At 45.7% G+C, this 15529-nt stretch carries 11 protein-coding genes; 4 read left to right on the top strand and 7 right to left on the bottom strand.

All coding sequences use genetic code 11. The features are described from left to right. Window positions 1-39 precede the first annotated feature (39 nt). Window positions 40-618, top strand: coding sequence for a TetR/AcrR family transcriptional regulator (locus N0M98_RS14070; protein WP_259618269.1), 579 nt, complete (start codon window positions 40-42; stop codon window positions 616-618). Here N0M98_RS14070 and N0M98_RS14075 read toward each other — a convergent pair. Continuing rightward, window positions 596-1537, bottom strand: coding sequence for an NADP-dependent oxidoreductase (locus tag N0M98_RS14075; protein WP_259618270.1), 942 nt, complete (start codon window positions 1535-1537; stop codon window positions 596-598). The two genes, N0M98_RS14070 and N0M98_RS14075, sit on opposite strands and share 23 nt — an antisense overlap. A 233-nt stretch (window positions 1538-1770) precedes the next feature. Between N0M98_RS14075 and N0M98_RS14080 the strand changes: the two genes are divergently transcribed. Genes N0M98_RS14080 through N0M98_RS14090 form a run of 3 tightly spaced genes read left to right on the top strand, consistent with a single transcriptional unit; the run spans window position 1771 to window position 6299 of the window. Then, a complete protein-coding gene (locus N0M98_RS14080; RefSeq protein ID WP_259618271.1) occupies window positions 1771-2421 on the top strand; it encodes a TetR/AcrR family transcriptional regulator in 651 nt (216 codons plus the stop codon). Window positions 2422-2452: 31 nt separating this feature from the next. Then, window positions 2453-3637 (top strand): YhgE/Pip domain-containing protein, encoded by a 1185-nt coding sequence (locus N0M98_RS14085; RefSeq protein ID WP_259618314.1) that lies wholly within the window; start codon window positions 2453-2455, stop codon window positions 3635-3637. Window positions 3638-3677: 40 nt separating this feature from the next. Beyond that, window positions 3678-6299, top strand: coding sequence for a phosphoenolpyruvate synthase (locus N0M98_RS14090; RefSeq protein ID WP_259618272.1), 2622 nt, complete (start codon window positions 3678-3680; stop codon window positions 6297-6299). Window positions 6300-6371: 72 nt separating this feature from the next. On the opposite strand, the gene N0M98_RS14095 is transcribed toward N0M98_RS14090, so the two are convergent. The 6 genes from N0M98_RS14095 to N0M98_RS14120 all read right to left on the bottom strand — a co-directional run bounded on the left by N0M98_RS14095 (window position 6372) and on the right by N0M98_RS14120 (window position 15462). Further along, complete coding sequence (locus tag N0M98_RS14095; RefSeq protein ID WP_259618273.1) at window positions 6372-7799, bottom strand: sulfatase family protein; 1428 nt, start codon at window positions 7797-7799, stop codon at window positions 6372-6374. Between the two features lie 5 nt (window positions 7800-7804). Continuing rightward, window positions 7805-9331, bottom strand: coding sequence for an extracellular solute-binding protein (locus N0M98_RS14100; RefSeq protein ID WP_259618274.1), 1527 nt, complete (start codon window positions 9329-9331; stop codon window positions 7805-7807). Window positions 9332-9370: 39 nt separating this feature from the next. Further along, window positions 9371-10249, bottom strand: coding sequence for a carbohydrate ABC transporter permease (locus N0M98_RS14105; protein WP_259618275.1), 879 nt, complete (start codon window positions 10247-10249; stop codon window positions 9371-9373). After that, complete coding sequence (locus tag N0M98_RS14110) at window positions 10249-11202, bottom strand: ABC transporter permease (RefSeq protein ID WP_310943714.1); 954 nt, start codon at window positions 11200-11202, stop codon at window positions 10249-10251. Before N0M98_RS14110 ends, N0M98_RS14105 begins: the two co-directional genes overlap by 1 nt. 100 nt (window positions 11203-11302) lie before the next feature. Continuing rightward, complete coding sequence (locus N0M98_RS14115; protein WP_259618276.1) at window positions 11303-12805, bottom strand: response regulator transcription factor; 1503 nt, start codon at window positions 12803-12805, stop codon at window positions 11303-11305. Beyond that, window positions 12802-15462 (bottom strand): cache domain-containing sensor histidine kinase, encoded by a 2661-nt coding sequence (locus N0M98_RS14120; RefSeq protein WP_259618277.1) that lies wholly within the window; start codon window positions 15460-15462, stop codon window positions 12802-12804. Before N0M98_RS14120 ends, N0M98_RS14115 begins: the two co-directional genes overlap by 4 nt. Window positions 15463-15529: the final 67 nt, after the last annotated feature.

Genomic DNA, 15529 nt, shown 5'->3' on the forward strand with positions numbered 1-15529 from the left:
GACTATCATTGCAGCGTTTAAGAAAGGTAAGATTATTTTATGACAGAAACCATGCATGACCGGATGGTTGCAAGAACACGGCAACTACTTAAAGAAACCCTGCTTCTCATGATGGAAGAAACAGGGTTCAGCGATGTAACCGTCCGAGACTTGACGCTGAAGGCAAACGTAAATCGGGGTACGTTTTACCTTCATTATCGGGATAAATACGACTTGATCGAACAAATGGAAGATGAATTACTTGTTGGATTGCAGAAGAACATGAACTCCCTAAATTATCAAGAAATGCTGGAATGCTCTAAACTAAATATTCCCTATTCTCCTTTAGTGGAAGTTTTTCAGTATTTGAATGCGAATGGACGGATTTTAAAAAGCTTATTGGGCACCAAAGGAGACCCTGCGTTCCCACACAAGCTGAAGCTGTCTTTGAATAACGGCATTTTTGAAGTGTTGAATGATCGTATCCATGATCCCTCCATCCCTAATGCCTATGTTTCTGCTTTTGCAACTTCAGCTCTTCTCGGTATTATAGAATATTGGCTGAATAACGAAATGCGGCAAACCCCCGAAGAAATAGCGCTTATTTATTTGAAAATCAAATTTTATCATCTACAATAACGAGGACTTTTCCGCGCGTTTCTCCCACTTTCTCATGGGCAGCCGCAAGATGAAGTAATGGTAGTTTTTCCGTGATCACCGGCTTAACATGTCCCTCGTCTACTAGCTCGGCGATTTGGGCCAGTTGCCGTGCATTTCGTTGTACGGCCATTCTCACCGTATTGACCGTTAATTTCTTGGCAAGTTCTTCATCCGCCGGATGTAAAGCTGTGACAAGCGTGCCGCCTTGTTTGAGCACATGCAGCCATTTCGTCACTTCGTCTGAACTCAGTGGCGAAAGATTGAAAATCACATCCACCTTCTCGGTTAGTTTCTCTTCAACGGATTCATGGTTATAATCGATGATCTCGTCGATCCCCAGCTCTTGAAGGGTGGAGAAGCTTCTTTCGGAAGCCGTACCAATAACGTAAGCGCCCTTCCATTTCGCAAATTGAACGGCCATAGACCCGACACCGCCGGCGGCAGCTGTAATCAGCACACGTTGGCCCGATTGAAGATGGCCGTGATCGAACAGACCTTGCCAAGCTGTCATCGCCCCGCTTGGAATGGCGGCAGCAGCTTGTAAGTCTATATTTGCAGGTGCAAGAGCAACATCCGCAGCCTTGCTGACCACATACTCTGCGGCTCCCCCGTTTCTCAGCATGTCGAGAAAAGCAAACACTTGATCCCCTACTCGCAGATCTGTAACCGCTCCCCCTATTTTCTCAATGACGCCGGATACGTCTACGTTTGGAATAAATGGCAATGCTAAAGGCAGAACCTCTTTCAGAGCCCCCATTCTTAACATGGCGTCTGCCGGATTAAAAGCGGTCGCCGAAACTTTAATCAACACTTCGTCTGACTTGACTTCCGGAATCGGAGCTTCCTCGTAACGAAGAACTTCCGGTCCCCCATATTGATGATATCGCACTGCTTTCATAACATGCTACACCTCTGCTTTTATCGAATTTTTCGCTCAACAACATGTTGATTGTTTCTCGAAGTTCATTTTATAATGCTTGCTTTTCCAGTTCAATCAACAATGTTGCATGAAGTGTTGATTGATGTTTAAGTTGACATAAAGCTAGGCGCGATGTTATAACATTATTGAGTAAGTAATTACTTACTTTTTATTTTCGACATAAATATAACCTATAAAGAGGTGAAGCCGATTTGTCCAACAACATGTTCAATGAATTCCTCTCGTCGGAATCGGTAAAACTAACCGTAAAACAACAACGGATTGTTCAGGCCGCCATTCGATTGTTCGCCGAAAAGGGTTATTCCAATACTTCAACTGCCGAAATTGCCAAGCTGGCCGAGGTTTCTGAAGCAAGCATTTTCAAACAGTACGGGACGAAAGACAAATTATTGCTTGCCCTTATTATTCCTCAATTTAAGGAATTTTTTCCTTCTATGGCGGACGAGGTCCTCGGTCAACTTTGCCGATCTCAATCGACCTTTGAAGGCTTCTTGAGGGAGTTTCTGAAAAATCGTATTGAATTGGCCTTGAAAAACAAGGAAATTTTCCAAATTATCATCAAGGAACTTATTTATAAAGAGGAATTGAAAAAAGAACTCATCCCTTATATTTTCGAGGTAGCTGCTTCTCGCCTCACCCAAGTTATCGAGTTATTTAAAGAACGCGGAGAACTCACGGACATTCCGACCGGCAAAATGCTGAAATCGTTATTTACGTTCGTCGGCGGATTTTTTGCTTCGCAGTTGGTGTTGTTGAATAAGGAGTCTATTGATGAACAGGAAATTGAAGATGCCGTTCGTTTTATGCTTCATGGTATAGGAAGCTCATCTTCCAATAACTAATGAGTGGAAAAGGAGTGGGTCCTTTATGAATATATTTAAAAACAAGCTCGTCCTGTTGTCGCCTATTATTGCTTTGTTGGTCATATTTATTTTTTTGCTTACACTTTTTCCATCTGTCCAAGTTCAGCCCAAAAATTTACCGATCGCCATTTTCAATGAAGATCAAGGATTAGAAATCCCAAATCAACCAAAGGTGAATATGGGGCAGACTATCGTTGACATGATGCAGAAAACGGCATCTTCAACCTCTGGCGAGGAACCCGCTGTTAAATGGGTGGAAGTAAACAGTGCCGAAGAAGTACAAAACGGTTTAGATAATCAAGACTATTACGCAGCGCTTATGATTCCGAATGATTTCAGCGAAAAACAAGCTTCCTTGCGCACTCCAACGCCTGTTTCTCCGAAAATTCAAATCTTTATTAATCAAGGAATGAACCCTGCGGCATCTACAATGGCAGACCAAGTCCTGAATGGAATCGTCGATAACATGAACAATAATATTCGCACCCAGCTCTTTGAAGGATTTACCAATCAAGGCGTCACACTGACACCGGACCAGGCTTCCAAATTGACAAGTCCTATTATCAAGGAAATTACTAATGTCAACGAAACAGGTACAAAAAGCGCAAACGGCAATGCCCCTGTATCTTTATTCCAACCTCTCTGGATGGCATGTCTTGCAAGCGCGGCGGTTCTCTTTATGGTCATCAGCAAGACGACGACTAAAACTCGAACAGAGAACCTTATTGCGAAGTTAATGCAGGTTGTAGCGGGTGCGGTTGTTGCGGTAGTCGTTGGATTCGGGTTAACTTGGCTCGCAGAAAACATGGTGGGGCTTCACATTCCGCAGTTTGCGGATACAGCGCTTTTCTTAACGATTACCTTTTTCAGCTTCTTCCTTCTGATATCTGCTGTAATGTCATTGTTAGGAATGAAAGGAATTGCCGTCTTTGCCTTATTGCTTTTCTTTGGTGCGCCGTTACTCGCTTTAGCTCCTGAGATGATGTCCCCGTTCTACCGGGACTGGATTTACTCTTGGCTGCCAATGCGCTTTATGATAGAAGGTCTTCGTGAGCTGTTCTTCTTCGGTAAAGGGTTAAGCTGGAATCATGCAGTATCGTCGCTTACTTGGATTGGTGTAGTGAGCGCGATTGTAATATTTGGTTCCGTGCTGAAACCTCAGTCAATGCACAAACAGCAAAAGCTTGATGCATAAAAATAATTGCGTGCGAATCGATAGCTTAGGAGGCTATACTATGAAACCCTATGTGCTCTTTTTTCATCAAATAGATCGCTCCAGTCTTCCCTATGTCGGCGGAAAAGGCGCAAATTTGGGCGAGATGACTCAGGCCGGCTTTCCTGTACCGGGCGGGTTTTGCATAACGACGCATGCCTATAATGACTTTTTGCAAACCAGTACAGAAATGGATAGCTATTTTGCTGAACTGGACCGGCTCGAACCGTCGCAATTAGAACAGGTCCATCAAATCGGCGAGCGCATAAGGACCCATCTGCAGCAATTGTCTATCCCCTCTCCTATTATGGATGCCGTCATTCAGGCATGGACCAAAGAAGGGTCGGAGAGCTTTTATGCTATCAGATCCAGCGCGACAGCGGAAGATTTGCCTAACGCATCCTTTGCCGGTCAGCAGGACACTTATCTGAACGTAAGAGGCCGGGAAGAGCTGCTGCAGCATGTCAAGCACTGCTGGGCATCGCTTTTTACAGATCGCGCCATTGTGTATAGAGCCAAGAACGGCTTTGATCATCGCGAGGTCTATTTGTCCATAGTCGTTCAGCAAATGGTCATACCGGATACGTCGGGGATCATGTTCACAGCCGATCCTGTCAACGGGAATCGTGCGGTTGTCTCGATTGATGCCAGTTTTGGCTTGGGGGAAGCACTAGTTTCCGGTCAGGTGACTGCCGATCTGTATAAAGTGAAGAACAATCAGATTATCGATAAAAAAATATCGAAAAAGAAGTTAGCGATCTATGCTCTGCCTGAAGGCGGTACAGTAACCAAAGAGCTTTCCGCTCAGATGCAGGAACGGCAAGCTTTAACCGATAAGCAGATTATGGAGCTTGCCGCTCTGGGCAAGAAGATTGAGCGTCACTATGGCGCTCCTCAGGATATCGAGTTCTGTGTAGCGGACGATGAATTATTTATTGTCCAGAGCCGGCCCATTACGACCCTGTATCCTTTGCCGGATATACCGCAACGGCCGTTGAGAATCTTGCTATCGTTCGGCCATGCACAAATGATGACGAACGCAATGAAGCCGCTCGGCTTATCTGTACTACATCACATATTCCCTTCCAATCTGCTGAAGGCGGCCGGAGGAAGAATATTCGGCGACATCACCGGTATTCTGCATCATAAGATAGCGCGCAAAGGCGTCCTGGCATTGCTTGGGAATGTCGATGAAGGTATGAACCGGTCCGTAGATGCTATCGTTTCGCGTCCCGAATTTCTCAAGGATAACCCGTCTTCCCAAAGCATCTCTCTCTCATCCGTTAGAAAAATGGCGGCGCCCGTCGTAGGCAAGGCGTGGAACATTCTTCGTGCCGGCGATCTGGAAGCCGCTATAGCCGAGGTAGAGAGATATACCTTGGAATATAGAGAAAGTGTAAAGCGGTCCCTCCACAGGAAACACGGCGCTGAGCGAATCCTCATCGTTCAGGAGCAACTCGGACACGTACTCCGCGATATTATAAATAACGTGATCCCTTACGTCTGGCCCGGATTAGTCTCTAGCGCCTTGCTTAAAAAAACGATTATCCGGAGGTTTGGAGACGAGGCCGAGCTTAATAAATTGAATAAGTCTCTGCCCCATAATGTAACAAGCGACATGGGGCTTGAGCTGGGCGACCTGGCAGATATGCTGCGGGAACTTCCCGAGGTTCAACAATACCTTAAACAAGCTGACGATCGAACCTTTTACTCCGGCCTCGACCGCGTGCCGGGCGGCGAAGCGTATAGACATGCTTTTGCAAAATTTATCGATAAATACGGGATGAGATGCCCGGGTGAAATCGATATGACTTCTCTGCGCTGGTACGAAGCGCCTACGCAATTGAATTCTGCATTGTTCAGCCACATTCATAGTCACCGGCCCGGCGAACACCGGCAGCGATTCGCCGAGGGCAAGAAAGAAGCGGAATCCGCTAGTCACGCTATTTTGGATTCGGTAAAAGGAGACTTTTTCAAAGCCAAAATCACTAAACGGCTGATTTCGGTATATCGCCATTTAGGCGGGCTGCGGGAACAACATAAATATATTCTCATTACCGCCATGGGCGAATGCAAGAAGGCTATTATGGAGGAAGCTGAGACGCTTGTACAAAAAGGACATCTCTCGCAAGCCGACGACGTCTATTTCCTGGAATTGAGCGAGCTGCTTGATATTTTGCTGGGGCGCTTTGAAGGGAACCTATCTCAGCTGATTGCCCAGCGCAAAGAAGAGTTTCAAAGGTACCAAGGCTTGAAGCCGCCAAGAGTTATGACAAGCGAAGGGGAAATCGTTATCGTTCCTCCCAAAAAAGACAATATCCCGGAAGGGACGATCATCGGCAGTCCCGTTTCTGCCGGCATTGCGGAAGGGATTGCCCGGGTGATCCTAAGACCTGAGAACGCTATGCTGAAGGAAGGGGAAATTCTTGTGGCACCTCACACTGATCCGGGTTGGACCCCGCTGTTCCAATCCGCGGTTGCAGTCATTACGGAAGTCGGCGGGTTAATGACGCATGGCTCGGTTGTTGCCCGGGAATACGGCATTCCGGCAGTCGTAGGAGTCGATGATGCCACAACGCTGATTAAAGACGGCGACAGAATAAGGGTTAACGGCGATCTCGGGTATATTGAAATATTGAGCTGAAAACTTCAGACCCTAAGGAAGACAGCGGCAGTCCGGAATTTGCGAGTCCGGACTGCCGCTGTCTTCTCCTCACTAGACAAGTCTGCGTATGCCCATTCGGAACGATAAATGATCGCCCGTCCGTTCCATATGCTTCTCCAGCATAGCCAGAAGCTGATTCAATTCATGATCATGTGTGCGTAAAGCGGCCAGATTGGTCTTCTCCTGCGGATCGTCCACCACGTCGTACAGCTCCAGGAAAGTCTCGTCCTTGAATATATCCACGATAAGCTTATATCTCCCCTTGACGACGCACCTCTGAAAATTTCCCAACGAGCCGTTCCCGTCATACTGTATATATACGGCTTCGGCGTTCCGGGCCTCTCCGCGAAGCAGCGGCATAAGCGATTGGCCGGACAAGGATGCCGGACTATCCAAACCGAGGAATTCGCATAAGGTTGGCAATATGTCGATCGAGCTGACCGTCTCATGGATTTCATTCTCCGCAGGAGTAAACCCGGCAGGGAATTTGATCCACAACGGCGTTCGCACCGATTCCTCGTACATGCAAAATTTTTGCCATAGCCGATGCGAGCCCAGCATTTCTCCGTGATCGCTGGTGAAGAGGATAAGGGAATTATCGTAGATGCCCTGTCTTTTCAGCTCTTCAATGATTCGTCCGATGCCCTCGTCCAGCAGATGAACTAGCCCTAGATATTTGGCCCAGATTGAACGCCATTCTTCACGGGAATAGCGGGTTCCCAGCACTCCCGTCACATTATACATTTGCAGCGGCGACTGATCCGGATACCAGACCCCGACATTATCCGGCAGCTCGATCTCTTCTTCTCCGACCATGGAGTACCAAGGCTCCGGAAGGTGGAACGGCGGATGAGGCGCCAAATACATTGCGCTCAAGAACAAAGGTTTATTGGGGTCTCTGGACGTTAGGGCCTCCAGCGTACGATTGGTGATGTACCCGTCAAAAAAATAATCCACATCTTCCGTGTAGCGGTCTGTAACGGGTACGGAATAGCTTTTGACGGCCGTATGCTTGCCGGATATCATCTCGGGCACGAGTCCTTTGAATTTCGGGCCGCCCGGAGCTTGTTTTCCGTGTTCTTTCAAGAAAGCCTTATAATTGGCTTCGGTATCCCAATGGGTTTGCGATTCAGGCTGTGCTTCCGGCTTCAACGGATAAAATAAATGCTGTTTACCGGTATGCCAGCTGTCCCAATGCTCCTCCATCAACTGATACAAATGAGGAGTTCCTTCCTTGACCATCCCGTGCATCCGATCCTGCTCCGCCCAAGGGTTAATTAAGCATCCGGTTTCGTTGGGATATTTTCCGGTGAAGAACGCCCCCCGGGCGGGAACGCATAAGGGGGAGGCGCAGTAGGCTCTGTTGAAAACAACGGATTCATTTTTCAATTCATTTAAATGTGGAGTCCATCTCCCGATCGCATCATATCTCAACTGATCGGCCATAATGATAATTACGTTAGGCTTTGGATTCGTCATCCGATTTATTTGCTCCATTTCTTCGTATTTTGTTCGACGGCCGAAGTCAGCTTGCCGAGCCCGGCATCGTTCATCTCTTTCACATATTGATCCCAGCTTGCGTTAATATCCTTAGCGCCGGTCACAAAATTGATCATCCACTCATTGTATTTTTTATCAATCGCCGGCACCGAATCCTTGGAGTCTCCGTAGGACAGCGCCGTAACCGGAGGGGCAATACCGGAGGTTAGGGAATATTCGAAGTTTTCCTTTAATGCGCCTTCTACATCCCCCGACGCTAACGAGTAATCTGTGGTCATGGCCAGTAAGTGTCCCAATGACGGAATAATATCCCGATCATAGAGCGCGGTTTTAACCATCTTACCGTTTTCCGTTTTATAGTGGACACCTTCTATCCCATAGTTGAGCAGCTTGATGCCTTCTTCGCTGTGAGTATAATCGATGATAGCGGCAACCCTTGCCAGGAAATCTTCATCCCGGTCTTTTTTAATGACTACGATAGGCTCGGTAAAGCTCGTGGAAGCTCTGCCCGAATTTCCAGCCGGTCCTTTAGGCAGCGGAATGATCAACGACAGCTTGGCCTCTTTGTTGGATTCCGATAAATCCTTTTCAAGCGCCGCATATCTTTCCGTAGGAGCCACGATGACCCCGGAGCTCCCGGAGAGAAACTTGGCTTTAGCCTGAGCCTCATTCGCTGTAAACACCTCCCGGTCGATTAAGCCCTCCCGGTATAACTCGCCGGCAAATTGCAGGAATGTTTTGTACTGCGGCATGACCGCTTCATACATCCATTTGCCGTCCGCCTTCCCCCAAGTGTTGGCGCCGGTGTAAGCGGTGGAGAATCCAAGAAGCGCGGACGATCCGAAGGCAAACGTGGCAGGCACTGTATTCGCGCCCCCCATTTTATTATCCTTGAAAGCTTTCAGCATCGCTTTGAATTCATCCATCGTCGCCGGCTTCTTCAGTCCGAGCTTATCCAGCCAATCTTGCCGGACGACGATCACGCTGGGAATGACTCCGGATTTACGGGACGGAAGCTGGAAAATTCCGTTTTCTTCGCGGAATTCCTCGATCCCCGGCTGTTTCATGTAAGCTTGTAATCCTTTTAAATCATATTTATCGGCATACTCCTTGAAATCCATCAAAAAATCGTCTTCATACAGCTGGTTATAAATATGCGTTCCTGTGCTAAGCGAATAGCGAAATACATCAGGCACATCACCTGCCGCAATTTTCAACTCCAGGTTCTTTTGATATTCTTTGGCCAAGATCCGCTCCACTTTAATATTCACATTAAATTTATCATTCAAATATTGGATAATGGCATCATCGGGGGCAATATCGCGGGGACCCCACTGAAACCACTTGATGTCATATTTTTTCGCCAAACTTATTTTACCGGGCGCCGCAGCGGAATCCGGATTCGCGTCTTTCTTGGAATCGGTGCTGTTCCCGGAAGGATTGGAACACCCGAAAACAGCGATCGTCAGAACGAGAATAAGGATTAACACGGTCATTTTTTTGAACAACATACTTGAACCACCCTTTCATGTCTCTAAGCTTTGAATCATTTAGCCTTTCAAAGAACCCATCATGATTCCGCTCACAAAATATTTTTGCAAAAAAGGATATACCGAAATAATTGGCAATAAAACCATAACGATATTCGCTAAACGTACCGTTTCCGTACTAAATCCCTCTTCCCCGGATTCAGCCAGCATGACGGATTCCAAATCCTGCGTGCTGTTAATCATTTTTTGCAAATATTCTTGAACCGTCTTCAACTCATTGTCGGTAATAAAAAATACCGATTGCATATACGTGTTCCAGAAGCCCACCATAAAAAACAAGCCGATGGCCGCCAATATCGGTTTGGATAACGGCAAAACGATAGTGAAGAAGATCCGGAAGTCATTGCAGCCGTCGATGCGGGCGGCCTCTTCTAATTCTTTAGGAAATTCCATAAAAGTCGATCTCATAATAATTAAATAAAACGTATTGATCATATAAGGAATAATATATACCGCAAAATGATTGATCAGCCCGAGCTCTTTATAGTTCATATAGTCAGGAATGAGGCCGGCATGCATGAACATCGTCATGACGATCAGAAACATGACGGCTTTTGACCCTTTGAACGGTTTGGATAATCCGTAAGCCGAGTAGGCCGTCATAAATAAGGCGACAGCAGTGCCTATGACCGTAATCAAGAACGTCACCCGGAGATGAATGAAGATCGTACCGTCTGCAAATATTTGCTTATATGACGCTAAAGTAGGCGCCGTCACCATCACTTTGAACCGAGAGGTCAAATATTCGGAGTCCGACATGAAGGAAGCGACTACCGTCTGCCAAAACGGATAGAGCATAATGACGCATAACAATATCATGATTGCCGCATTCAACGTATCTCCTATCGGGTGTTTGCGATCGCGAATGGTACTCGTCATCAAATAATTCCCCTCTGCCCTATAACTTTGGCCAGCCGATCCGCCGAATAGACGAGGACGGCCGCCACTAACGTTTTAAATAGTCCTGCCGCCGTAGCCAAGCTGTGCTTGCCTTCTTGGAGCCCTACGCGAAATACATAAGTATCGATAATGTCCGCTACACTCGTTACCATAGGGTTGCTCATGACCATAATTTGTTCAAAACCTACATCCAGCAAATGGCCGATATTAATGATGAACAGCACCACGATCGTAGTGGATATGCCCGGAAGCGTAATATGCCACAGCTGCTGCGAACGGGAAGCGCCGTCGACACGGGCCGCTTCATATAGGGATACGTCGATCCGGGTCAAAGCCGCCAAATACAAGATGGTTCCCCACCCCATCGTTTTCCAGATTTCCGATGCAACCAGAATCCCCCGGAAATAGGCTTTGTCGCCTACAAAATAAATCGGCTCGAAGCCAAACCATTTCACAATCTCGTTGACCAAGCCGTCATGGACGGATAGCAAGCTGTATATGATGCCTCCGAGCACCGACCAGGAAATAAAATGAGGAAGATACAGGATCGATTGGCTGATTCTTTTAAACATTGCATTTCTCAGAGCATTCAGCATTAGAGCCAACACGATAGGCGCCGGAAAACCGAACAAAATTTTATAAAAACTGATAATCAACGTGTTGACTAGAGCTTGTTGAAAGTCGGTTGAACTGAATAGCGTGACAAAATGCTCGAAACCAACCCAGGGGCTCTTCTCCAGCGGCCGTGTTATTCTGAAATCCCTAAATGCAATCTGAACAAAGTACAACGGCTTGTATCTGAAAATCACATAGTAAATGAGCGCCGGAATAATAAAAAGAATAATTTGGTGTTTTGAATACAGCATTCGAATCTTGTAAAAAAACTGGTTTGGCTCCATCTTATCTCCCCTTTTTTTGAAATGTAATCGCATACATTTAATGGTTTTAGTATACGATTACACCCCCATGAAAAACAGAAGGTGAAAAACAGAAAAAAGGTGGGTTATTTTCCACTGCGGCACACAGCATTCCTTATTTATTATGTTTGCGGTACTCCCTTGGCCCCGTGTTCATGATTTGAGTGAACAGCTTGCTAAAATGCTTTTCATCCGAATACCCGACTTCGCTGGCAATCTCATAAATTTTCATGTCGGTTCTAACCAATAATTGGCAGGCGGTTTCGATTCGTTTCGTGATTACATATTTGGAGAAAGTCATGCCGGTGTACTCTTTAAACTTGGAAGATAAGTAACCGGGGCTGAAATAAAATTGCCGAGCGACATCCTCCAGGTTCAAATTGGTTCTATACATCTCATCCACATACTCTTTAATGAACGATATATTTTCGTTCTTCTGCAGCTGTGCTCTATGATGGATAAGCTCGCATTGCTCTTGGACGATCGGCAGCATATAAGCTTCCAAGTCCATAATCGAATCAAATTCATTCAAAGTAAGAGCTTTATTCTCTTGGACTTTCGTCATTTTCTCGAATTGCGCAGCTATTTGAAGGCAAAAGTACTTCATATCGGAAACGCTCAGCTTTTTATGTAAGCAGCCTTCGGCAAATACCGTTCTCATCCAATGCACTAAATTCACGGCATCCCCGGTATAAACCCAATTGACCCAGTGCATGCTTGAAACGTTGTTAAATTCAATGCACGTATCCTGTCCCTGCCAATCTTCGTACAATAAAACCGATCGTGCCGAATTATCCGGATCTTCCGCTCTTAGGAAATCGATCGTCTTCATCGCTTCTTTATACATAAGGGGGATTTGCGATAGGCAGCGTTGAATGGAGCCCATTCCGATTTTATACGCATCGGCGGCGATCTCGCGCAAGTGAGCCGTTATCATTTGAATACAATCCGCTAACTTCTTGTGAAAGTGCTGAAATTCTTCCCCTTCCTCTAAGAAAATAAAGTGAATATACCGGTCATCCTGTTTCAATATCAGCTTCAAGGGAAATGCGGTTTGGTAGAAACCAATCACATCCAATGGATAGGGCGACGGAAGCCATAGGCTTGCCACACTGTAATGCGACGGCTCCCCAGCTTGATTAAGCTCTGAGGGAGGAGAACCCTTCATATATTGTTGAAACGTATAATCGTTTTTGAGCAGCAGAAGCTGATTGTATTGCCGGTTTTCCTCTTGCTTATGGGACAAGACCCGATACAGCCTCGCCAAGGCTTCTTCCAGCTCCGGGAACATATTAATTTTAACGACATAGTCGAATGCGCCTTGCTGAATGCCTTTTTTGGCATAAGCGAATTCGTCGTAGCCGCTAAGCAAAATAATCTCCGTTTCGGGACGCAAGCCTTTCATCTTCTCCAGCACTTCCAACCCGCTTAAGACGGGCATATGAATATCCATAATAACGGCCTCCGGCTTATAGGCTTGGAATAGCTCTAACGCCTCTTCGCCGTCAGCGGCGACGGCTACCAGATTAAATCCCAGCGAATCCCAATGGATGGAGTGTTCCAAGCCGTCTCTAATGATCTTCTCATCGTCCGCAATCATAAGTGTAAATTTGTTCATGGTTCCAGCTCCTTCTGCAGGCTGATCTTCATTCTGATCTGAGTGCCCGTCCCCTTGACGCTTTTGAGCTCCAGTCCGTAGCCCTCGCCAAATTCAAGGCTCAGCCTTTCGTGAACATTGGATAACCCGCAATGAATGGACTGCGTTTTATTGTTCATCGTAATCAATGTGCTCGCTAATTGTTCGGTATCCATGCCTTTCCCGTCATCTTCAATTATGATGATCAAGTCTTTGTTATCCACGGCGCCGGATATTTTGACGGTTAAGAGCCGATTTTTTTCCATCGCATGATGAATGGCATTTTCCACAAGAGGCTGAAAAATAAATTTAGGAAGCAGCACTTTATAACAGGCAGCGTCTACATCAACATGAAAAGCCAGCTGTCGCTCAAATCGGATACTTTGGAGCTGCACATAATTGTGCACATGCTCCAGCTCCTCTTCCAGCGTAATTAAGTCCCTGGAACCGGATAAACCCGTTTTCAGAAATTTGGCTGTCGCCACAAGCATCATACTCGCCTCCTCCGGCTTCCCGGTTTTGAGAAGCAGCAAGATGGAGGTGAAAATATTTTGCAGAAAATGCGGCTTGATTTGCGATTGCAGCGCTTTAAACAAGAGCTTGTTGATGCGTTTTTCCATTTCCAGGTTTTCGTTCTTTTTCGTCATTAACTCCATCGACAACGTTTCCAGCCGGCTTAGCATATGGTTAAAATTGTGGGCAAGAACAACAAATTCAAAGTCATGCTCGGTTCCGCGCAACCGGATCGATTGGTCATGCGGATAGGCCTCCATCAAATGGATCGCTCGGCGCACCGGAGCAGTCATCCGTTTCCCCAATAAGGTAGAGGCGATAATAATAATGCATAACATGCAAAACACTTCGAACGAATACAGGAGGATAAAAATGTATTGCTGCTCTTCCCAAGATGCCGGAGCAAATAAACCTAAATTCCACTTTTCCTGCTCCATGACGATAGGGATTGTGGAAAACAACGTTTTCTGGCCTTTCACGGTTATATATTGATGGTCAATGGGCTCGCCTGTCATATCCGGAATGTGCGCCTCCATGTATTCCATATAAGGATGATCTATGGGTGAGCTGATCGTTTGGAAACGGCCGCTTCCGCTGTCACGATTCATAAGAATGACGGCCGACATCCTGTTCGTATGCAGCTGATTATCGAGAACGCCGTTGATTCCGAATTCGATATATCCCATATATTTAAACAAGTTCGATTTATCGACCGTATTGCCTAAGTATTTGATCTCCTTTTTCATTACCAATAACGGCTGCCTGGGCTCCATCGCCGGTTTATTTTTCGCATTGGAGAACACAAGCCGGTTATCGGCATCGTAGATGGATATATAACTTAAGCTTTTATCAATGATTCCCTTCCTAATTAAGATGTCCGCAAATTCCCGATTTCGTGGCAATGAGTCGCCGTTCTCTTTCATCATTAGTTCTTGAAACTCTCCGTTAAGGGTCAAATACCGCATATAGGAATGGTACGATTGCAAGTTATTTTCGATGTTTGTGGCAGTCTGCTTGAAAATTCGAATATGATCTTGCCGTGAATTCTCTTCGATCATACGGTCGAATTGATGATATGAAATAAGGATCATGCACAGAGTAGGAATAATCATCATGGAGAAAAAAAGGAACAGCTTCTTATAGGCGCTGGAGTGCTCTTGATAGGTTGCAATATAGCGGTGGATCGATTCTCGCTGTTCAAACCCTTTTACCTGCTTCAGCTTGTGAATGAAATCATATACCGGCTTCAATATCCACCCCGTAGCGACATGGGAAATCGCGGCAAATACAATGAATATTATCAACCCATAACCGACAAGATTACGCACGATTCGATCGATACTGCGGTCGATTTGACTCATATCCCTCAATAAAATGTATCTGTCTCCCTGTTTATTCTTTATAGAGACAATCTGATTTTCGAATCGGGATGTGACCATAGCCCCGGAATCGGGTCCCACACTTTCTATAATGTGATTGTTAAACAGTTCTTTTATCTTTTGTTGATCTCCATAGATCACCTGATTTTTCGCGTTGAGTTTGATTAATCCGAGATCGCTCTGGTCGATCAGCTTCTGATAATCCAATACGGCAATCATATAGGCTCCGTCTTGGAGCGGGGCAATGAATAAATTTTCTTCAAAAAAGTCGCTCTGCCCGTATTTCCAATCTTCCTTCAATTGAGTCCACAAGTATTCTTGGATCGATTGGCCGGCCGCTCTCTCTTCCATAGTATCTGTATATGAAATCACTTCGTTCGCCAGTGAAGTTCCCATTAATACTTGATTTTGATACAAAAAAATGCCCTTGAATTCTTTATTGGAATACAGAAACGTTCTCAGCTCGGAATTGAAGTCAAAGGCCTTTCTTAATAGGGTATTGTCGTCTTGGATATCGCTGTCAAGCGTAAATTGGAAGTCGTCCATAAACAACTGAAACTTTTCCTTGCTCTTATAAATGGAATCTTCCATCGTTTCAAGGTTGATCGACAGTTCGCTTTCATTCGAGAGTTTTACGTTATCGATAATTAAATGCTGGGAAACAAAGTAAATAATCAAGGAGGAAATGACCATGAATGCGAGCAAAAGTCCTAAAAACATTCCATTTAATTTCATTCTGAATGACATTGTAAGCGTTCTCTCCTTGTTGCATGATTGTGCCGGAGCCAGAGCTCCTCCTCTTGTTAACGCATAC

This window comes from Paenibacillus doosanensis (assembly GCF_025060755.1).
Taxonomy (GTDB): Bacteria; Bacillota; Bacilli; order Paenibacillales; family NBRC-103111; genus Paenibacillus_S; species Paenibacillus_S doosanensis.

Coding starts and splice junctions, on each gene's coding strand:
- N0M98_RS14090 (WP_259618272.1), top strand. CDS start 3,678: ATGAAACCCTATGTGCTCTTTTTTCATCAAATAGATCGCTCCAGTCTT.
- N0M98_RS14075 (WP_259618270.1), bottom strand. CDS start 1,537: ATGAAAGCAGTGCGATATCATCAATATGGGGGACCGGAAGTTCTTCGT.
- N0M98_RS14110 (WP_310943714.1), bottom strand. CDS start 11,202: ATGCGATTACATTTCAAAAAAAGGGGAGATAAGATGGAGCCAAACCAG.
- N0M98_RS14120 (WP_259618277.1), bottom strand. CDS start 15,462: ATGTCATTCAGAATGAAATTAAATGGAATGTTTTTAGGACTTTTGCTC.
- N0M98_RS14115 (WP_259618276.1), bottom strand. CDS start 12,805: ATGAACAAATTTACACTTATGATTGCGGACGATGAGAAGATCATTAGA.
- N0M98_RS14070 (WP_259618269.1), top strand. CDS start 40: ATGACAGAAACCATGCATGACCGGATGGTTGCAAGAACACGGCAACTA.
- N0M98_RS14100 (WP_259618274.1), bottom strand. CDS start 9,331: ATGTTGTTCAAAAAAATGACCGTGTTAATCCTTATTCTCGTTCTGACG.
- N0M98_RS14095 (WP_259618273.1), bottom strand. CDS start 7,799: ATGACGAATCCAAAGCCTAACGTAATTATCATTATGGCCGATCAGTTG.
- N0M98_RS14105 (WP_259618275.1), bottom strand. CDS start 10,249: ATGACGAGTACCATTCGCGATCGCAAACACCCGATAGGAGATACGTTG.